Annotated in this window: 21 protein-coding genes and 1 pseudogene; 3 read left to right on the forward strand and 19 right to left on the reverse strand. The window is 61.5% G+C overall.

Going from position 1 to position 19,992, the window contains the following annotated elements:
• Position 1: 1 nt before the first annotated feature.
• Both QM596_RS12300 and QM596_RS12305 read right to left on the reverse strand, forming a co-directional pair.
• Positions 2-664: a GAP family protein gene (locus QM596_RS12300; RefSeq protein ID WP_019748097.1), complete on the reverse strand. Its 663-nt coding sequence runs from the start codon at positions 662-664 to the stop codon at positions 2-4.
• Positions 665-796: 132 nt separating this feature from the next.
• Positions 797-2,389: a D-alanyl-D-alanine carboxypeptidase/D-alanyl-D-alanine-endopeptidase gene (locus QM596_RS12305; RefSeq protein ID WP_153211273.1), complete on the reverse strand. Its 1,593-nt coding sequence runs from the start codon at positions 2,387-2,389 to the stop codon at positions 797-799.
• 86 nt (positions 2,390-2,475) lie between these two features.
• On the opposite strand from QM596_RS12305, the gene QM596_RS12310 reads away from it, so the two are divergent.
• Both QM596_RS12310 and QM596_RS12315 read left to right on the forward strand, forming a co-directional pair.
• The gene (locus tag QM596_RS12310; RefSeq protein ID WP_060939615.1) at positions 2,476-3,801 is read left to right on the forward strand and encodes a serine hydrolase domain-containing protein; all 1,326 of its coding nucleotides are present in this window, start codon (positions 2,476-2,478) and stop codon (positions 3,799-3,801) included.
• A gap of 42 nt (positions 3,802-3,843) precedes the next feature.
• Positions 3,844-4,482, forward strand: a complete 639-nt coding sequence (locus tag QM596_RS12315; protein WP_021333542.1) for a PadR family transcriptional regulator — start codon at positions 3,844-3,846, stop codon at positions 4,480-4,482.
• Positions 4,483-4,722: 240 nt separating this feature from the next.
• On the opposite strand, the pseudogene QM596_RS12320 reads toward QM596_RS12315, so the two are convergent.
• Positions 4,723-4,963: pseudogene (locus tag QM596_RS12320) on the reverse strand (VOC family protein); the annotation flags it as partial.
• Positions 4,964-5,029: 66 nt separating this feature from the next.
• Between QM596_RS12320 and QM596_RS12325 the strand changes: the two are divergent.
• A complete protein-coding gene (locus tag QM596_RS12325) occupies positions 5,030-5,437 on the forward strand; it encodes a hypothetical protein (RefSeq protein ID WP_264614433.1) in 408 nt (135 codons plus the stop codon).
• A gap of 46 nt (positions 5,438-5,483) precedes the next feature.
• Here QM596_RS12325 and QM596_RS12330 read toward each other — a convergent pair whose 3' ends face one another.
• The 16 genes from QM596_RS12330 to hypA form a co-directional block, all read right to left on the reverse strand.
• Positions 5,484-6,227: a DUF6390 family protein gene (locus QM596_RS12330; protein WP_264614432.1), complete on the reverse strand. Its 744-nt coding sequence runs from the start codon at positions 6,225-6,227 to the stop codon at positions 5,484-5,486.
• Positions 6,227-7,297, reverse strand: a complete 1,071-nt coding sequence (hypE, locus tag QM596_RS12335) for a hydrogenase expression/formation protein HypE (RefSeq protein WP_264614431.1) — start codon at positions 7,295-7,297, stop codon at positions 6,227-6,229. The genes QM596_RS12330 and hypE overlap by 1 nt, the downstream gene beginning before the upstream one ends.
• Positions 7,287-8,399 carry a hydrogenase formation protein HypD gene (gene hypD / locus QM596_RS12340; RefSeq protein ID WP_020969419.1) on the reverse strand — a complete coding sequence of 371 codons (1,113 nt, stop codon included), beginning with the start codon at positions 8,397-8,399 and terminating at the stop codon, positions 7,287-7,289. The genes hypE and hypD overlap by 11 nt, the downstream gene beginning before the upstream one ends.
• Entirely contained in the window at positions 8,396-8,695 is a 300-nt protein-coding gene (locus QM596_RS12345; RefSeq protein ID WP_020907459.1) for a HypC/HybG/HupF family hydrogenase formation chaperone, read from the reverse strand. Before QM596_RS12345 ends, hypD begins: the two co-directional genes overlap by 4 nt.
• Before the next feature lie 16 nt (positions 8,696-8,711).
• Positions 8,712-11,000 carry a carbamoyltransferase HypF gene (gene hypF, locus QM596_RS12350; RefSeq protein WP_283309145.1) on the reverse strand — a complete coding sequence of 763 codons (2,289 nt, stop codon included), beginning with the start codon at positions 10,998-11,000 and terminating at the stop codon, positions 8,712-8,714.
• A complete protein-coding gene (locus QM596_RS12355; protein ID WP_070797178.1) occupies positions 10,997-11,281 on the reverse strand; it encodes a HypC/HybG/HupF family hydrogenase formation chaperone in 285 nt (94 codons plus the stop codon). The genes hypF and QM596_RS12355 overlap by 4 nt, the downstream gene beginning before the upstream one ends.
• Positions 11,282-11,284: 3 nt before the next feature.
• Positions 11,285-11,779 carry a hydrogenase maturation protease gene (locus tag QM596_RS12360; RefSeq protein WP_070797177.1) on the reverse strand — a complete coding sequence of 165 codons (495 nt, stop codon included), beginning with the start codon at positions 11,777-11,779 and terminating at the stop codon, positions 11,285-11,287.
• Between the two features lie 6 nt (positions 11,780-11,785).
• On the reverse strand, positions 11,786-11,905 hold the full coding sequence (locus tag QM596_RS29790) for a DUF6893 family small protein (protein WP_003942178.1): 120 nt from the start codon (positions 11,903-11,905) through the stop codon (positions 11,786-11,788).
• An 80-nt stretch (positions 11,906-11,985) separates the two neighbouring features.
• Positions 11,986-13,350 (reverse strand): hypothetical protein, encoded by a 1,365-nt coding sequence (locus tag QM596_RS12365; protein WP_283309146.1) that lies wholly within the window; start codon positions 13,348-13,350, stop codon positions 11,986-11,988.
• A complete protein-coding gene (locus tag QM596_RS12370; protein ID WP_021344000.1) occupies positions 13,347-13,985 on the reverse strand; it encodes a DUF6084 family protein in 639 nt (212 codons plus the stop codon). Before QM596_RS12370 ends, QM596_RS12365 begins: the two co-directional genes overlap by 4 nt.
• Complete coding sequence (locus QM596_RS12375) at positions 13,982-14,602, reverse strand: DUF5947 family protein (protein WP_166655195.1); 621 nt, start codon at positions 14,600-14,602, stop codon at positions 13,982-13,984. The genes QM596_RS12370 and QM596_RS12375 overlap by 4 nt, the downstream gene beginning before the upstream one ends.
• A gap of 19 nt (positions 14,603-14,621) precedes the next feature.
• Entirely contained in the window at positions 14,622-15,524 is a 903-nt protein-coding gene (locus QM596_RS12380; RefSeq protein ID WP_283309147.1) for a NifU family protein, read from the reverse strand.
• Between the two features lie 3 nt (positions 15,525-15,527).
• Positions 15,528-17,321 carry a nickel-dependent hydrogenase large subunit gene (locus tag QM596_RS12385; protein WP_020907450.1) on the reverse strand — a complete coding sequence of 598 codons (1,794 nt, stop codon included), beginning with the start codon at positions 17,319-17,321 and terminating at the stop codon, positions 15,528-15,530.
• Between the two features lie 54 nt (positions 17,322-17,375).
• Positions 17,376-18,491 carry an NADH-quinone oxidoreductase subunit B family protein gene (locus tag QM596_RS12390; RefSeq protein ID WP_283309148.1) on the reverse strand — a complete coding sequence of 372 codons (1,116 nt, stop codon included), beginning with the start codon at positions 18,489-18,491 and terminating at the stop codon, positions 17,376-17,378.
• A 163-nt stretch (positions 18,492-18,654) separates the two neighbouring features.
• Entirely contained in the window at positions 18,655-19,512 is an 858-nt protein-coding gene (hypB, locus tag QM596_RS12395) for a hydrogenase nickel incorporation protein HypB (RefSeq protein WP_283309149.1), read from the reverse strand.
• Between the two features lie 2 nt (positions 19,513-19,514).
• The gene (hypA, locus tag QM596_RS12400; protein ID WP_095970748.1) at positions 19,515-19,844 is read right to left on the reverse strand and encodes a hydrogenase maturation nickel metallochaperone HypA; all 330 of its coding nucleotides are present in this window, start codon (positions 19,842-19,844) and stop codon (positions 19,515-19,517) included.
• Positions 19,845-19,992: the final 148 nt, after the last annotated feature.

The following is a 19,992-nucleotide window of genomic DNA, read 5'->3' on the forward strand; positions in this document are numbered from 1 at the left end:
GTCAGAAGATTCCGCCGATTCCTTTGCCGATCAGAACAACTCCGACGACCAAGATCAACACGCTCATCACCGTGGTGTTGTTGTCTTGGAGCCAGACCTTGAGCTTGGCCAACGGCTCGCGCAGACGATCAGCAGACACCAGGTATCCGATGACCGGGATCGCGACCGTTGAACTGGCGATGATCGTGAAGACAAGGACAGAGGCGATCACTCCACTGGTCGCCAGCGACGCCGAGCCGATCGACACTCCCGCCGCGATGCACATCAGCAGATTCTTCGGGTTGATCGCGGCGAGCGCGAATCCTAGGCCCAACCCCTTGACCGCGGTCATCTCGTCGATGGCTTGCATCCACTTCGGTGTTTCGTGTTCGCCGCTGCGCCCTCGCCACTGCTTGACCCCGAAGGCCAACAGGAGGACACCGAGAGCGAGTTTGATCCACGATACCGTGGCAGACGGTCCATTGTCCGAGGTGCTGAGGGCACTGGACAGGGTGACAAAAAGAACTGTGGCAATGAAGATTCCGAGCAGCCAACCCAACGCGAACCCGATGCTGGTGCTACCCGCGCGCTTGGAGAGCAACATCAAGATCGTGGCGATGACGGCTACCGGAGACACGGCGACACCGACAGCTATGGGGAGGAGATCTCCGATAACGGAACCCATGTCAAAACTCGTTTCTCATCGGGACGCAGTCGATACCGCTGCGCGCCAATGCTGACACTCTGTGCGCCTACTTCGTTCGTGCCTCATTCGAAAGGGATGAGCGCCCGAACGCCGGACCTCCGTCTCGCCCCGTCAATTCGTCTGTGCTTGTTGGAATGCAGCGGCAACACCACCGACGTCTCCCCCGACTTGGAACACGCCCCTAGGCAGGTCGGGAAACACTGCATCGCTGACGGCGACGACAAACAGAAGTCGGCGATCGTCGGGGGTGATCATGTAACCCGACAACGCTTGAAGAGTGACTATCAACCTGCCGGTGTCAGATTCGACGTCGGCGGATGTTCCCGTCTTACCGATGACCTTCCCCTTTGCCGGACTGTCGGTTCCCACGCCCGACAACGAGCCTCGCTCACCGAGTACGGGTTGACCTGCCCAGAACGTATCGGCCCATGGCTGCTGGTCCACCCAGTCGAGCCACTGGAGGACGGCTGCGGGCGTCGATTGTGACGGGTCTCCGCCCTGACCGTCCATGACCACCAGGTCGGATGCTGCAATACCAGCCTTCTCGGCGAGTGCCCGCACGGTGGGCAGACCGTCGCTGCACGACGACGATCCTGTCGCTACTGCCAACAGACACAAGAAAGTGTTCGCGCCCGTGTTGTAGCTTGTCGCGAGAATCATCCCTCCCGACTCCGAAATTGGTGCCGATTGCAGGCTCGCAACCTGTCGACTTCCTGAATATGTCCGATCGACAGGCAGGGCAGCCGTGCTGTTCGTACGAGATACCGATGCAACCTCGATTCCATTGCGTCGCAGTGCTTCTACGAACAGCTGACGCGCCCACGTCGGCGCGTCGGTAATGCGATAGACAGTCAGTGATGTCTTTCCAGCCGGTACCGACCCGGTTACGTCTAGCTGGGTGGGATCGGACGGATCGGCCGCAACCTTCAGAGTCGAGTCGCTACCTTCCTCACCCGTGGTGACCTGAGCATCGACGCGGAACAGGCCGTTACCGGGAAGCATGTCGATGGCGGCGGGCTCACCTACCGCACCCGGACTCGCCTGGATATCGACGAGGTTGTCGTTGACGAAAATCGACGGGACCAGGCCTTCGACTGTCGAGTATGTGTCCCACAGACGAGGGTCCACCAGAACGTCGCCGTTTACCCGAGTGATGCCGGCGTCGGCTACTTGTCGTGCGAGATCGTTCAGGCCTGCCAGCGGATCACCGGGCGCGAGAACGGCTCCTGGCAGGGCATCGGCGTAGACGTGGTCGATGCCGTCGGTGGCGAAATCGAATCGGCCTTGTGCGGCGTTGCGCCCACCGAGCGCGAGGTCACCGGAGCCGACCAGCACCAGATCACCGGTAAGGGTGCCCTCGACGGGGAGAGAAGTGGCATAAACGGGGGTGGTGACAGTGTGGTCTACACCAAGGGTGTCGTAGGCGGTGCCGACGGTGAAATGTTTGGTCTGGGAAGCCAAAAACATAGAGCTATCAGCATTGTTGCTGTAAACCACCTCGTCGGTGGCGGGGTCGACCAAGAGATAGGACCACCGAGCCATAGCGTACGGATCGGTGGCCATGATGCGGGCTGCCTCCTCGGGAACCTGTTGCGCCGGAGCCGATGCGGAATCGGAATTCGACGGCTTCGCCGAACATGCGGTGAGGACTACTCCGACGCTGATCAACGCAGCGACGGCGCGAACTGATGTGGTGTGCGGCATGGACGCTCCTGAGGATGCATGACTGATTTGTCGTAATTTACTGCAAAGTGCAGCATGCAGAGTGCAGTATCGCTTAAAGTCCCTCTATGAACCCTTTTGGGAAGTCGACGTCCTTTCACAACGTCAAGACCAGCAAAGTGGCTGTGGCCTGCATCGCTACGGCATTGCTGCTCTCAGCCTGTTCGTCCGCAACCGATTCCGAGTCCCCCTCGTCGTCCCCGCCGACCTCCGCCGGGTCTGCGGACAGCGCCGTCTTGTCTTTCGACAGCGCCGCAATGGATTCCGTCGTCTCCGAGAAGGCAGAAGAGTTCCGTGAGATCGCAATGGTGGTCATGATCACGACGCCGACGCAGAAGTACGTCAATACATGGGGTTCGGTCAGGGAAGGCGTGAACGAGCCTCCCACTCTGGACACCAAGGTTCGCGTGGGCTCGAACACCAAGACCTGGACCGGTACGGCCATCCTGCAGTTGGTCGACGAAGGCAAGGTTGCGGTGACCGATCCGGTCAGCAAGTTCCGCCCAGATGTCCCCAACGGCGACAACATCACCATCGGCGACCTACTCGACATGCGTAGCGGCCTGTACAACTACACCGAAACCCTCGAACTCAACCGGGCGCTCGACGAGCAACCGGAGCGAGTGTGGACACCCGAGGAACTGCTGGCAATGGGGCTGAGCCAGCCGCCGTATTTCGCGCCCGACACCGGTTATCACTACTCCAACACCAATACCGTTCTCCTCGGCTTGATCGCCGAGCAGCTGGACGGCAAGCCGATTCAGCAGATCTTCGCGGACCGATTCTTCGGGCCACTCGCACTCGCAGGGACGTCGTTTCCTGCGAACACCGACACCAGCATCCCGACTCCGTTTGCAGACGGCTACACCTACAGTGGCAACGTCGAAACGCTCGGCGAAGGCAAAGAGGCTCTCCCACAATCTCGCCTCGACGCGATCGCCGCAGGCACCGAAAAACCGACCAACACCACTAGGCACAATCCCTCGTGGACATGGTCTGCAGGTCAGGGAATTTCGACTGCAAACGACATGGCGACATGGGTCAAAGCTCTGGGAACCGGTTCGCTCCTGAGTCCCGCCACACAAGAGTTGCGTTTGAACAGTGTGCAACCCACAGATGGCGAAGGATCCGCAGGATACGGATACGGTATCGCTCAAATGGGTCCGATGTACGGCCACATCGGCGAACTGCCCGGCTACAACTCGTTCATGGGGTACGACCCGGTCAACGACGTAACCTTGGTGGTGTGGGGAAATCTGGCCCCCACGGCCGATGGTTTCGCCCCGGCCTCTGCCGTCGCTGCAGCGCTCGTCCCCTTCATCTACGGCAAGCCCGCTCAGGACACATCCGACGACATCGCCGACACCGAGGATGCAAACGGTGAAGGGAAGTAGCACTTGTAGGCTCGGATGTAACCGCGGAACGAAGGGAGCCATGTGGCTCAGCGTGATCTCACACCTACCTCGTACATGATCCTGGGACTGCTGACGGTCAAGGACTGGTCGGCATACGAGATCGCCGAACAGGTCGGACGCGGGGTCGCCGAGTTGTGGCCCAGCGCCGACCGACAGCGATACAACGCCCCCAAAATACTGCTTGAACGCGGTCTGGTCACGGCAAGCACGGTAACGAAAGGCACTCAGCGCTCGCGCACGGTCTACTCCATCACCGACGAAGGTCGCACAGCGCTGAGTGACTGGCTCGCCACCCAGGCCACACCCCCCGCCTTGCAGTTCGAAGGCATGATCCGCGTGATCTTCGCCAACCAAGGCACGATCGCCGACCTGCGGACCAACCTGACCACCATGCGCGAACAGGCAACTCGGTCCCGAAGTCTGTTCGTCTCACACGCACAACGGATTTCGGCCCCCGAAGCCGGCACACTCCCCCAGCAGAATCATCTGATGGCACTGGCCAACCGGTTCATGATCGGCCACTTCAACCACATCGCAGAATGGGCCGACTGGGCGCTGGAAGAAACTGCTGACTGGCCCGACACAGTGCAACCGGCAACAACCCACCGAAAGCGCACCGTCTCCACCCTCGCTCACTCGATAGACGGCGGAAGTAGCTAGATCCCCTCGAAAGCCATCGGACGCCGATCCGACACCTTCTCGAAACCAGTTCGATCAGCGATCTGGAAGAGAAGAGTCCGACGAACGCGGACCGCGGGCGACGATCAGAGAAAGCGGGACCCGCAAAGTCCGGTGACGAACGAGGATTCCAAGTGCACGGCCGGGAAAGATGTCGACAGCCGGAGGAGGCAGCACTGAACGACATTGAATCTGGAGTAATTTCTCCTCGGAGTGGTTGGTTCACGGGTAGACGGCGATCTCGATGAGGTTTCCGTCGGGGTCGCGACAATAAGCACAAATCCTCGAAACCTGCTGCCTCGACGGCGCCGGTGGTCCAGGCCGGGTCTTGCTCCGCCGATCCGAGAGGCCTCAGATCGATCTTCTGATCTCCGAACTTCAGTGCAGTGCGTGCCGTGGGGCCGAATATCTCGATCGTCATTCCGAATACCTTCGCGTACCACTGGGCGGTGGCGTCGACGTCACCCCGCCACCGATTGAAACGCGAAACGGCACCGAATCGCCGGTCAAGCGACTAGCGTCGAATCGTATGACTGCACTCAACGCTTTTGCACGTACCGGTGCCGCGGTCTTTGCGGCCCTTGCGATCTCCGGCGTGATGATGCCGGGTACCGCGGCAGCGGCGCCGAGCACGGTTCCGTTCCAGGTCGACCCTTACGTCCCGCTCGTCGACTTGCCCACTCCCCACCTTGCAGCGATCGTCGGCGAAGAACCGGGCGTCGCCGTGCTGAAAGTGCAACGCGCACCCGGAGACGGAAACCCCCACTCCGCGGTCGTCCACTGGCTCAGTCTCGGCACCGGAGCGTACGGATCCGCATCATTTCCGACACTGGATGCACAACCCGTCACGATTCGTCCGGGCTCGGGTCAGGTCGTCGCATACGTCGATCCCCAGGCGATCGGAACACCGGGCCTCGGAACCTTTTTCGTGCCCTGACACCTGCGTATCCTCCAGACCGTGGTCCCTGCTCTGACAGGGCCTGTCACGTCGACAGCATCCGGGTCGCGATCCGCAATGCCGAGTCTTCCGCGGCATCCAATGCCCGTGATTGCTCTGACGTGATGTTGTCACACAGCCAATCCCAGTGCATCGTCACCAAGGCGCCCTGGACTGGCGTCGGTGCGAGTGAGCGGCCGTCAACGCTCCATCGCACTCGCTGCGTCACCGGCGTGCCGCGTACGAGTTGCTCACCGTCGAACTCGAGCGGGGACGAAACCACCAACGCGTGCTCCTCACTCACGTCCTCGACCACTCCCCATCTGATCCGGCAGTTCTGGAGGACGGACAGTGGGACCGCACCGCGCTTCCGAAGAAGCTTGACCCACGGATACACCAGAAATACGTGAAAACTGTGGTGCGCGAGCGCGCGGTCCCGATCCCCGAGGGCAGGGAGAAACCCGGTGTTTTCGCGTTCACCGAATGCCCCCCTCAAGTGCTGCAACAACGCCCCCGAATCAAGCGAGTCGAGGAGATCACCTCCTACCCAATAGGCTTCGATCACTCGCGGATCGAGAGGATCGTCGATGCCCGCACTTGCGGCCAATGCCTCGAGGTACGGCCACGCACCGTCGAATTGACGAGCGCGATCACGGTCGCCGCTGCCCGAGTTGCCGCTGGCCAGACGAAGCAGCATTGAAGGATCGTCGGGTCCGCAGTAACCCAACTCGTTCGGCGGATACGCGTAGCGGGCAAACAACGCCGGCCCGTTCATACCGACGGCAGTCATCAGCAGATCCGCGGAAGTTGTTCACCTGCCGGCAAATCCACTACCCGATTGCCTCCCAACGCCGTACGCGCCACCACCATTCCGCGATGTTCGGCCACGCACTCCCCGATCACGGCAGCTCCCGCACTCAGTGGATTACCGCGCATCGCTTCCAGAATTCGGTCGGAGTCTTCTCGCGAAACGAAGGCGATCAACTTACCCTCGTTGGCGACGTACAAAGGATCCAAACCGAGTAGCCCACAGGCGTCGCGCACGTCAGCGGGAATCGGCAGATCTCGTTCCACCAGCGCAACACCGATGTTCGACGCTTGAGCGATCTCGTTGAGGGTGGCGGCAACTCCGCCCCGGGTAGGGTCGCGCAAGACATGGATGTCGACGCCGGTGGCAATCATGTCGGCGACCACGCTGTTGAGCGACGCGCAATCACTGCGCACCTCGGTCCCGAATTCGAGACCTTCGCGACAACTCATCACGGCCACCCCGTGAACACCGATGTCGCCGCTGACGATCACGACGTCACCCACTTGTGCGCGAGTGGGGTTGATGTCCACACCGTCGGCGACAATCCCGATTCCCGCGGTGTTGATGAAGACTCCGTCGCCGTGACCGGCATCGACAACCTTGGTATCACCCGTCACCAGTCGAACGCCGGCAACGTGCGCAGCCCGCCCGAGTGCCTTCGCGATCCCCGCGATGTCGGTCAACGCGGTCCCTTCTTCGAGGATGAATGCCGTCGACATCACCAAGGGTTGCGCTCCCGCCATCGCCAGGTCGTTCACCGTTCCGTTGACCGCAAGATCGCCGATCGTTCCGCCGGGAAACACCATGGGTTTCACGACGTACGAGTCCGTCGAGAAGGCGAGCCGCACCCCGCCGACGTCGAATACAGCCGAGTCGCCGAGCTCGGCATCGGCAGCGCTTCCGAACGAGGGCAGGAACAGATGCTCGATGAGCTCGGCGGACATCGCTCCCCCACCGCCGTGTCCCATGACGATGTTCGGCGAATCACGCAGCGGCAGTGGGCACACCCATGCCGACAGGTCCACGACCGCGGTCTCCTCAGCCGGCATGACCCGCCTCCTGCAGTTCCAGGCGTCGGTACAGGTAGTACGCAGCGCACGCCCCCTCGGACGACACCATCGTGGCACCGAGTGGATTCCGCGGAGTACATTCCTTCCCAAAGGCACTGCACTCGTGTGGCTTGATCAAGCCTTGCAATACTTCACCGGACCGGCAGACACTCGACTCGTCGGTGTGGATATCGGTCACCGAAAAACGTTCTTCCGCATCAAAATACGCATACTTCGGCGCCAGCTGCCAACCACTGTCCGGGATCGATCCGATGCCGCGCCACGTCCGGTCCGACACCGCGAACACATCCTCGAGCATCGCTTTCGCTGCGGTGTTGCCCTCCGCCGTGACAGCACGGGCGTAGGCATTTTCGACCTCGTGTCGACCCGATTCCAACTGCAGCACAGTCTTTCTGATGCCCTCCAGGAGATCCAGCGGCTCGAATCCGGTGACGACGATCGGGACCTTGTACTTCTCGGCGAGGGCCGGGTACTCCGACGTTCCCATCACACTGCACACATGCCCGGCCGCCAGAAATGCCTGCACGCGGCACTCTGGCGAGTCCATTATCGCGGCCATTGCCGGCGGGACCAGAACGTGCGAGACGAGCAGCGAGAAGTTCTTGATACCCAGGCGATTGGCCTGATAGACGGTCATGGCGTTGGCCGGCGCTGTGGTCTCGAATCCGATCCCGAAGAACACGACTTGCCGGTCCGGATTCTCCTTGGCAATAGTCAGTGCATCCAACGGTGAGTACACCACGCGAACGTCGCCGCCGGCGCTCTTGATCCGGAACAGATCCGACGAACTCCCCGGAACTCGCAACATGTCCCCGAATGAACAGAAAATGACATCGGGCTTTGCCGCGATTTCGAGAGCTTTGTCGATGATCTCGAGCGGCGTGACGCAGACCGGGCAACCAGGTCCGTGAATCATCTCGATCTGCTCTGGGAGTAGTTGATCGATGCCGTGCCTGATGATCGAATGTGTCTGACCACCACACACTTCCATGATCGCCCATCGGCGCGTGGCCAGCGCGCGGATCTGATCCAGCAGTTTGCCGGCCAGTTCCGGATCGGAGAACTCGTCCAGATACTTCATGATTCCGTCTCCTTCGGTTCGATCCCGGCGGCCCGGGCAGCCCTGGCGAACCCGTCACCGAACTCCTCTTCGAGTACGCCGAGGTGTTCGAATTCCGCCAGCGTGCTGCGTGCGGATTCCTCGTCGAGTCGTTGGATGGCAAATCCGACGTGCACCACGACGTACTCGCCGACTCGGGCGCCCGGAATGTATTCGAGGCACACTTCTTTTCGGACGCCACCGAAGTTCACCACCGACATCGTCGTTCCGTCGCGTTCCTCCAAGGACTCGATACGTCCTGGTACGGCTAGGCACATGGCACAACTCCTGACCTCATGACGAACTCCCGACCAGCACTTGGCCGTAGGCGAGACCACCGTCGTTCGGTGGTAACTGCAGTCCTGTCAACGGCGTGAATCCGGCTTCTCCGAGCAGGGCACACGCCCGGACGAGCAGGAGGGGGTTCTGAAAGACGCCTCCGGTGAGAACTACCTCGTCCACTCCCGCCAGGTCGCGGCCACGGATTGCCCACTCGACTACGAGGTAAGCGACAGACTCGTGGAAGCGCGCGCCGATCACGTCGGCGGGCACCTTCGCCCGGAGATCACGGACAACGGCCCGAATGACCGACCGTGGATCAGCTGTCCATGAATCGTCGTCCGACTGCACCCAGTCGAAGGTGTACCGCGACGGGGCGCAGTCGACTCCCCTCGAAATGCCCTCCAACTCGATGGCGGCCTGCGCTTCGTAGTCGACGCTCTGACGAACCCCGGTCAGCGAGGAGACTGCGTCGAACAACCGCCCCATGCTCGAGGTGTCCACACACCCGAAACCGGTTTCCAACTGGTGAAGTAGGACCGACTGCTCTCGTGGCGGACAGGCCGCCACCGGCGCGAGGTCGGATTCCCAGTCCAACCCGGCATGCCAGAGGTGGGCGAGCGCCATTCGGTACGGTCGTTCCACTCCGGCATCGCCCCCTGGCAGCGGTACGTATCCCAGATTCGCGAGACGGCGATAACCCTTGTACGTCGCCAGCAGCAATTCCCCTCCCCACACTGCGCCGTCCGCCCCGTAGCCGGTGCCGTCGAACGCTATTCCGAGAACCGGTTCGCTCCCGTCCCGGCCGTTCTCCCCCATCACGGAAGCCACATGTGCGTGGTGATGCCCGACGACGCGCACCGGTCGGTCGCCACTACGACTGCGAGCCCACGAGGACGAGCGATACCGAGGATGCTCGTCACAGGCAATCTGGTGCGGCACTACTCCGGTGATCGACTCGAAGTGACTCTCCGATGCAGCAAAACTGTCGATGACAGCGAGGTCGCCCATGTCTCCGATGTGCTGACTCGGCCAGACATACGCACCCTCGGCAAGACAGAAGGTGTTCTTCAGATCGGCCCCGACCGCCAAGGTGGGCGGTAGATCGAACGGCGCCGCAACGGGCAGCGGTGCATATCCGCGCGAGCGACGAAGCAACTGTCGTCCACTGCCGACTATTCGCATCACCGAGTCGTCACACGGCATCAAGATCGGACGGTTGTGGGTCAACACCCCGTCGGCCAGGTCACCCACCCGTTCGAGATCGTCGTCGGAGTACAGAATTGGCTCGCCACCGATGTTCGCCGACGTCATCACCAACGCCGCCGGGCCCGCAGCGTCTCCCGCCAACCCGAGCAGGAGATGCTGAATCGGGTTGTAGGCCAGCATGATTCCGATGTCCGGAACGCCTGGGGCAATCGAGGGAGACAGCGCGTATCCAGACGCTTTGGCAACCAACACTATCGGACGCTCGCGCGAGGACATGGCATCAGCCTCGGCATCCCCGACCACACCCAGCGCTCTGGCTTCTCTCACATCGCGCACCATCACCGCCAACGGCTTGCTCGGTCGATGCTTGCGTTCACGCAATTCGTGAACCACGCGATCATCACGCGCATCGCAGGCCAAGTGGAATCCTCCAATTCCCTTGACAGCAAGAATCTTCCCGTCTCGTAGCAGCGATCGGGCTCGTAGCAGTGCGCCCTCGCCGGTCACCGCGGGCGCGTCGCCTTCCACGAACGAAAGCGTTGGACCGCACTCCGGGCAGGCAATCGGTTGCGCATGAAACCGGCGGTCGGAGGGATCCACGTACTCTGCCGCACAGTTCGCGCACAACGGGAACCGCTTCATCGTCGTAGCGGCCCGGTCGTAGGGCATCGACTCGATGATCGTGAATCGTGGACCACAATTGGTGCAGGTGATGAAGGGATGACGAAATCGCCGATCGCTCGGATCAGTCAGCTCCCGCAGGCAGTCGTCGCAGATCCCGACATCGGCCGGCGCCAAGGTTCGCCCGACCGCCCCCGCATCCGTCTCGATGATGCAAAACCCCTGACGACCTAGCGGCGGCGAGTCCTCGCGCTCTATCGACTCCACTCGTGCCAGCGGTGGGGGGCGGTTTCGCACCCGAGCGACAAACGCATCGATTGCCTCTCCGTCGCCTTCGATGTCGATCACGACCCCGAGAGCAGAATTTCCCACCGAACCCGACAGTCCCAGTTCGGTCGCAGTCGCGTGAACGAACGGCCGGAATCCCACACCCTGGACTACGCCACGAACGATGACACGGCTGGCGATCATCATGTCCCGACCTCGCCGGTACGAGTATCGGACTCGTCGATCTCACCGTCTTGACCACGGCCCATCAGTTCGAGGCCGGCCCGGGCGCGCTGTGCTCCCTGTTCGTCGACCTTCTCGACTGCAAAGCCCATGTGGATCACCACCCAGTCACCTGCCGTGACGGTGCTTTCGTCGAGCATCCCGATGTTGACCTTGCGCGGTGCACCTTCCACGTCGACGAGGGCGAGTTGACCGCCGTATCCGTCCAGTAGTTCGCGTACCCGTCCCGGAATCCCCAGACACATGACTCACACCTCCGGCCCCAATGTGGTGGCATCACAATCCACGTCGATCGACCGGACGAGTGCCATCACCGCAGAGGCGGCTTGCCTGACCGAATCACGCATCTCTGTGCTCAATCCGATTCCGTCGCCGACCGATTTCGCGTGTGCCCCCACCACGAACGTCCGCGGGAGTGCTCCGCCGAGGGCCTGGAGGCTGGCAAACACCGAACTCGGATGCATCGAGTGTGCGTCGAAACCTCCTTGCGGACCTTCACTTTCGGGATCCACTTCGATGATCGCAAGCTTCCCCGGCACTCCGGTCACCGGTAATGCGTCGATCAGCACCAGCGCGTCCCACGACTCCAACAAGTCGTATGCCAGATGCACACCACGAATCCCGTAGTCGACCAGGCGAACCCCCGTCGGGAGATTCTCATGCTGCAACGCTCGAACAACTTCGGGGCCGAATCCGTCGTCTTCGAGAAATATGTTTCCGACGCCTGCAATCAGCACGCGCACAGTGCTTTACATCTTTCGCATTCGCAGATAGCGCTGGATGTCCGGCATCGACACCACCAGAACGATCGCGGCTGCGATCGCGGTGGCGCCGAGAAGTGCCGTCGACAGCAATCCCATGCTCCTCATGGCGGGTTCTCCTCTCGATAGCAGTGAAGTCCGATAGCTGTGAAGTCCGACAGCTGTGAAGTCCGACGGCGTGAAGTACGTCAACTCGCGCCGTCTCGCGGCACCGGCTCTATCTCGTCCGGCGCGAAGTACAGGTAGCGGCCGTACCAGTTATGTAGATCGGCGGCCGGGTCGTCCAAGAGCGTCACCCCAACATGAATGTCGCCGTCCACGTCTTCATGAATGGTGGCGACGTGGGCGATCCGGCCGTCGAAGAACAGGTCCTGAGCATCAGCGCGACGTGAGGGGTGAAGCCGAACCGTACTTCCACCGCAGACGCGGACGCCGTTGATCAAAACTGCGTCGGTGCGTGGTTGAACACTGGTGTCGGCTTCCGGCGTCCACCAGTCCACGCCGTCAGGCACCTCGGGTATCAGATCAGAACCGGCATTCGAATCTCGCAGCACGCCGTGCAGGCCGGCTAGATCGTCGGCCGTCAAGCTTTCACATCGGTCGATGATGTCGGCAGCTTTCGAGTCGGTCGCCCGCGCCCGCGCCTTTTCCTCTTCGGTCATGGCCAGAATTCTCAGCGTGAGAATTTCGTCGATCTCCGTCGAGTCGAACAGGGATCCTTCGCTCTGCGGCGCAATCTCGGGAAAGTCGTACAAGATGATCGGTGACACCAGAACGGTGGGCGATGTACCGGGGTGAGTCGGATCCTCGGTCCCCGCAAGCACTGGATAACAGCGATTTTGGCGCAGCGGCTCCGAGTGATCTGGTTCGTCGAACAACGACACGAACCTCGAGCCTGCGCAGGTCAAAATGACGTGAGTGCCGAGCATCGACTGCGCCGTGGCCGTGCCCTTGTCCCTCATGTCGACGCTCGTGTCGTTTATGATGCTCACGGAGATCACCCTGCGTCTGTCCCCTGCGGAGGCGTTCAATTCCAAGCAGCCAGTCACCGGAAGCCGTGTCCGAACGACCCGTCCGACTACCCGGCCCCGAGAATCCGCCAGAGTCTCTCCGTCGACAACTCCCGCCGCACAGAAGGATTCTTCGACGCCGGCCTCGAGTTCGTCCAGACCCCACGGACCCAAGACGATCTCGGATTCGGTGGCTTCGTCCCACGAGATCGCCTCGTGCCCGTCGACGACCAACCGATCCACCGGAATCCACGCGCCGCCGGCGCCGAGTCGTTCAACCGTCCGCGACTGGTGGTGCAAAAATCTCACCGTCGCCGTTACTTCGGCGCCGTTCCGCTCGAGTTCGCCGAGTAGACATTGGGCGGACATCGACGGTTCCTCGCCGACTCCGTCACCGGCGGCGCCGGGCGGCCCGAGAACCCCGAACTGCCAACGGGATTGATTCTTCGCCGAGCCGGCCCGGTAAGGATAGAGAAGATATCCCTCGTACAGGACAGCGTCGGCCACGGCCCGAACGTCGTGATCCATCTCAGTTCGGGTCATCGGGGCACCTCGCTCGCCGTGAGCAACTGCCGCACGGCTGATTCGAGGTCCGTGAAGCCGTGCGCTGCCTTGAATCGCACGAGATCGGCAATCGTCTCATGGTCGAGGCGTACCCAACCAGAGGCCGGATAATGCGTGGCCATCAGCTGTTTCCACACGTCGACCGGCAATTCGTAGGCAGCAGATCTGTCCCACGGGATCTGCTGTACCGAGAAACCGCGCTGCCCGTCGGTGAATACGGTTCCGCTCAGTAGAACCACGATCGGAATCGTTCCGTCACGGAGTGCGTGCATGTACTTCGACGCCGTCACCGAGAAGTCGTACGTACACGCCATGGGTAAGGCCGCGACCGTTGTTTCCGTGAATCCCTGAACGACCGCGGAACACTCCATCCACAAGAAGGTTCGCAGCGTACTCGACCAACGCTCCCGCGGACCGAACAAATCGCGCAGGGCGTCGCCTTCCTCGTCGGAGTACGGCCGGCGGTGCGGTTCGATTCGAACCTGTGCGCGTAGAGCGACTGCTCGGACGGTCGCGCCGGTAGTCTCCGACATCCTCAATCTCACCGTCAGATTTGGTGTAACCGCATACGGTTCCACCTCCACGTTGTCGACCGAGAAGTCGAGGACGGTCATGCCGACCTGCTTCGCGCCTCGACGCGCCCGAAGAACTCGTCCACCGCGCGCGCGGCATCCTGGCCCCCGTCGAATCCGCGCCACACGGTGCGCAGCCTGCCCACCAGCTCGTAGCAGGCGTCGATCGGAACAACGAAGCATCTCGGCGATTGTCCTGACGCGGGCACCGAGACAATCAACGCCTCGACGTCGGCCCGCATCTGCGAGAGCCCCGGATTCTCCGCGAGCACAGTCTCGAACGAGTCGATGGGCAGCTCGGATTCGGTAGCTCCGGCAGGTCCCGGATAGAAGACTATGTACTTGTCGAGGAGTGAGTTCCGAAAGAAGAATGCCAGGCCGACGGGAATTTCCAGGGACTCCCACCGGCCAGGGGCGAGTTCGAAGCCCGGAAATTCGAGATACCGATCGGGAACCGCTTTGTATCGGAGATCCGCGTCGACCGGCGCAAAGAGCAGATAGCAGGGACGGCACACGCACATCAGGCTCCGGACCTGTACGTCCACGACGTGTTGGTGTTCGTCACCTATGCCCGCCGCGCACATCTCACACAGCGGCCCGGTCGGAACGGCGCGCGTCGAGGCGATTCGCGTGAGTACCTCTCCCACAGTGGTTTTCATGACCAGGCTTCGTCCACGGCTAGGTCACCGGCAACACGGAATCGTCGGCAAGCGCGACCGAGAGCACACCGTCGCGAATAAGCACCGGCAGAGGCGCCAGGTGCTCGGAGCCGGTGCCGACCCGCGCTCCCGCTCCGTACACGCTGAAGTGGGCAGAGCACGTCGGACAGGTAAGGACGGCGGCGTCTCGGACAGGAAGGCCCATCATGCGTTCGAGCACAGCCCCCGCCATCGAATGCTCACATACGGGGCAATGGTCGCGATACGCGTACAGATCGTCACCGGAGCGGCAGACCAACAGATCGGTATCCGATACCCGGAAGCCCGCGACCTCACCCGCGTCGACTTCGGCAAATTCGGGGACCTCCACCCAGTGCGCGCCTCCCCCGTCGGCGTGTACGTGCGAGAACAGGGACTCGACCGAGATCACACCCGACTTCAGCTCGTGCGAATCCGGTGTTTCGACGTCGATTCCGGTGGTCTCGGGTGCCGCCGCCTGCACCGCGTCCTGGACCGCGGTTTCGAGGGTCACCGACGACGAAGGGCAACTGTTACAGCTTCCGAGAAGCCGTAGCCGCACCACGCCGTCCGCCACCTCGATCAGTTCGACGTCCCCGCCGTGCGAGCCGAGGTACGGACGCACGCTGTCGAGCGCAGTGCGTACGCGGGTCTCGACGTCGTGCGGGTGAAGTCCGTGCACCAGTAGGAGGCTCGACACCAGATCGTCGCGAACCATCGCATCCATCATGGCCGGATCCGCCAGCGCGACGGTGCGTTCGAGTGCGGCGCCGTACAACTGCACGACCTCGCGCACCAGTTGCTCGGCGCGATCCCTGGCCACCGGGCCTGCACCGGCATTGGCCTGCAACAACGTCTCGATGCGCTCCCCTGCTCCGCGCCAGTAGTCGGCCGAATGCTCCATCGATCACTCCCCGGTCACGGACTGCGTCGGTGAGTGCAACTTCTCCAGGGTCTTACCGCCGCCGAGATACATGTGAACACCACACGGCAGACAGGGATCGAAACTACGCACGGTCCGCATGATGTCGATGCCCTTGAAGTGGTCTCGATCGTTCTCCTCGAAGATCGGCTGACCCTGCACGGCATCCTCGTACGGACCGGGGGTTCCGTAGCTGTCGCGCGGGCTCGCATTCCACGGGGTCGGTGGGTACGGGTGATAGTTCGCGATCTTGCCGTCACGAATCACCATGTGATGTGAGAGAACTCCGCGGACGGCTTCGGTGAATCCGCAACCGATTCCCTCGTCCGGAACCTCGAACGACTCCCACGTCTTGGTACGGCCTGCCCGGATCTCGACAAGCGCCTTCTCTGCGAAGTGAAGGGCAGCCGCTGCTGCGTATGCCTGGAAATACGTTCGCGCACGGTTCCTTTCGAGAGTATTGCTGCCATGCTCTGGAATCTTCCACTCGAGCGAGACAGGACCCTTCAGTGCTGTTTTCGGAAGATTGATCTTCACACTGTGTCCGGTCGACTCCAGGTATCCGATGTCGACCAGGCCGGCAAGAGCGGTGCTCCACAGACGAGCCAATGCTCCCCCGCCGGTATCCAGAGCGAGGTTGTCTTTTCCGTCGAACCATCGCGGTGACATGACCCAGCTGTACTTGTCCTCGAGGTTCCGCTTCTGCGGGTGAGGGTTGGTGTGTTGATTCCACGGGTGCCGGCGATCGACCGGGTTACCCAGCGGATCGGTCTTGACGAACATCTCCTGATCACTCCAGTCCTCGTAATACGAGGACCCCAGCATGATTCGGATACCGAGGTTGATGTCCACCAGATCCGTGGTGACCAACTTTCCGTCGACAACCACACCGGGAGTGACAAACATCTTCCGGCCCCAGTCGGTCATGTCCTTGTACGAGAAATTGCAGTACTCGGGGTCTTGGAACGATCCCCAACAACCCAGCAGGGTCCGCCGCAGGCCAACCTTCTCGTAACCGGGCAGCGCCTCGTAGAAGAAGTCGAACAGGTCGTCGTGCATCGGCACGACCTTCTTCATGAATTCGACGTACCGCATCAGCCGCGACATGTAGTCCGTCATCAGTTCGATCGTCGCGACGGTGCCGACGCCGCCGGGATAGAGCGTCGATGGGTGGACGTGCCTACCCTCCATCAAGCAGAACATTTCGCGAGTCGAACGCGAGACTTGCAACGCTTCGCGATAGAACTCACCCGTGAACGGATTGAGAGTCCGCATGATGTCGGCGATCGTGCGATACCCGTGCTGCTCCTCGTGCGGGCAGCGCGTGTTCTCTGCCTGCGCCAGCACACCGGGATTCGTCTCGGAGACCATCTTCTCGCAGTAGTCGACTGCGACCAGATTCTCTTGAAAAATGTTGTGGTCGAACATGTACTCGGCGGCCTCGCCGAGATTGACGATCCACTCGCCTAGATGCGGCGGCTTGACGCCGTACGCCATGTTTTGTGCGTAGCACGAGCACGTGGCGTGATTGTCACCGCAGATGCCGCAGATACGACTGGTGATGAAATGCGCGTCGCGCGGGTCCTTCCCCTTCATGAACAGGGAATACCCACGAAAGATCGACGACGTGCTGTGGCACTCCACCACTTCGCGATTGGCGAAGTCGATCTTGGTGTAGATACCCAGACTGCCGACGATTCGGGTGATGGGGTCCCACGCCATCTCGACAAGACCGTCGCGGTCCGCAGTCGAGGTGGGTTCGGGAACGATGGCCGTCATTGCAGTGCCTCCCAGAGACGTTGCTCACGAACTGATTTGAAGGTATCCGGTCGGTCACCAGGTACGCGTCGCACCGGTGAGCAACTTCGACCCGCGCTCGCGCCAGTGCGGTTCCTTGTCCAACGTGTGACCGGTGATCCGGCGCAGACTGTGGATCACGGACCCGTACATTCCCACCGCATTGGTGGAGAGTTTGCCGCCAGGTGGTTCATCCATGAACGGCATGAATTTGTCCGGGAATCCCGGCATTGTGCAGCCGATGCAGATCCCGCCGACATTAGGGCACCCGCCGACTCCGTTTATCCAACCGCGTTTGGGGACATTGCATTTCACGACCGGTCCCCAACATCCCAGCTTGACGATGCACTTCGGCGACCCGTACTCCGTCGCGAACTCGCCCTGCTCGTAGTACCCGCCACGGTCACAGCCCTCGTGAACGGTGGCACCGAAAAGCCACTGCGGGCGGAGGGATTCGTCCAAGGGAATCATCGGCGCCTGATCAGTGGCCATGTACAGAAGATAGGTCAGGGTCTCGGAGAGGTTGTCCGGCTGAATGGGACACCCGGGAACGCACACGATCGGGATGCCCGCCTTCGATTTCCAGGTCCACCCGAGATAGTCCGGCACGCCCATCGCACCGGTCGGATTGCCGGCCATCGCATGTATGCCGCCGTAGGTTGCGCACGTGCCGACCGCAACTACCGCAGTGGCTTTCGGTGCCAGCTTGTCGAGCCATTCGCTCGTGGTGACCGGTTGGCCGGTTTCGCGATTGTTCCCGAAACCACACCAGTACCCTTCGTCGTGAAGTTTCTCGTTCGGTATAGATCCTTCGACAACAAGAACAAAGGGTTCCAATTCTCCCCGGTCGGCTTTCCAGAACCATTCCAGGAAATCGTCAGCGCCACCCTGCGGTCCACATTCGAAGTCGATGAGCGGCCAATGAACCGCCACCTGAGGCAGACCGGGCAACGCACCGAGCGCGATCTCCTCGATACTGGGTTGCGTGGCCGCGGTGAGCGCCACCGAATCACCGTCGCAACTGAGACCGGCATTGATCCACAGCACGTGGATCAGAGTTTCTTCCGCTTTGGCCGCTGCGCTTTCGGGGGTAGCTGCGCTTTTGGAGGCAGGTTCCGCCGTGGTGCCAGCAGTCGATTTTTGTGTGTCCATGTCAGCCGCTTTCACGGGTGCACTTGCGCCTGATTCTCGGCACCGCTACTGCCTGACACGCTATGGCCTCAAATTGCTGCGGCACCGAAACGCTGACGCCACCGGAGTCGAACCTCGGCCCACTTGCGTGGCACCCACTCATTTCATTAACTACCCGAGCAGATCAGTTGTCAACGGCCACCGGAGAAATCGCCGAACGACTACCGATCCACTCGTACCACTCGTCCATGCCCTCACCTGTCGTGGCCGATAGAACAACAACGCGCACAGCAGGATTGAGGATTTTCGCTTGCGCGACACAGGCATCGACGTCGAACTCGACGTACGGGAGCAAGTCGATCTTGTTGATCACCACGAGGTCCGCGACGGCAAAGATGTGCGGGTACTTTTTCGGCTTGTCGACCCCCTCCGGCGTCGAAATTAGGACAACCTTGCCTTCCTCGCCCAGGTCGAAGAGCGCGGGGCACACCAGGTTTCCTACGTTTTCGATCAGAAGCAGCGACTCGTCCGCGGGGTCCAAGGCGCGCAGCGCGCGATCGATCATCTCGGCATCGAGGTGACAGCCCGCCCCCGTGTTGACCTGGACCACTGACGCGCCGGCCTCACGAATCCGCTCGGCGTCGAGCCGGGTTTCCTGGTCACCTTCGATCACGGCAATCGGTCGTTCTCGTCCTAGTTCCCGGATCGTTCGCGCCAGCAATGTCGTCTTACCCGCGCCGGGCGAACTCATGATGTTGAGCGCCGTGACTCCGCGGCCCCGCATCCACTCACGATTGTGAACCGCAATGCCGTCGTTCTTGGCAAGCACCTGCTGCTCGAGAATTACAGTGTGGTCGGAGTGACCGTGCCCATGGTCGTGGTCGTGGTCGTGGTCGTGGTCATGGTCATGGTCATGGTCATGGTCATGGTCGTGGTGGTGGTGGTGACCGTGCCCATGGCTGTCGTCCTGCTCGTGTTCTCCGCCGGCGACGACCGACACCCGAGGTCCCGTGGTGTCCCCGCACCCACACGTCGCGCACATGCTCAGCTCACTTCCATCGACAGGATCCGCAACTCACGGCCGGCAAGCACCTCGACATCAGCACTGCCGCACCCACACAACAAGAACATGTCGGGCGGCGAGAAAGTCACGCCACAGCTTTTGCATCGCGCGCTGGTTGCAATCTGATCGATGTGCAAGCTGGCACCCTCGGCGTGAGTACCCGCCGTGACAACGTCGAAGCAGAACAGCAGAGAGTGTGGAACCACTGCGCAGAGTTGCCCTACTTCCAGCCGCACGCTCGATACTCGTCGCTCGCCGGCACGCTCGCACACGGCTTCGACCACACTCTGCGCAATAGACAGCTCGTGCACGGTGAAACCCACGATTCGTGATCCGGAAACCTCCCTTCCACGATAAGCACCAACCGTCGCCGTACGTAACCCGTACATACAAAACAGGCTGCGATCCGCAACTACTTGCGGATCGCAGCCTGTGACAGCGTTTTTGACGAACGGAAAC

It is taken from the genome of Rhodococcus sp. IEGM 1406, assembly GCF_030056745.1.
Lineage (GTDB): Bacteria > Actinomycetota > Actinomycetes > Mycobacteriales > Mycobacteriaceae > Rhodococcus_F > Rhodococcus_F erythropolis.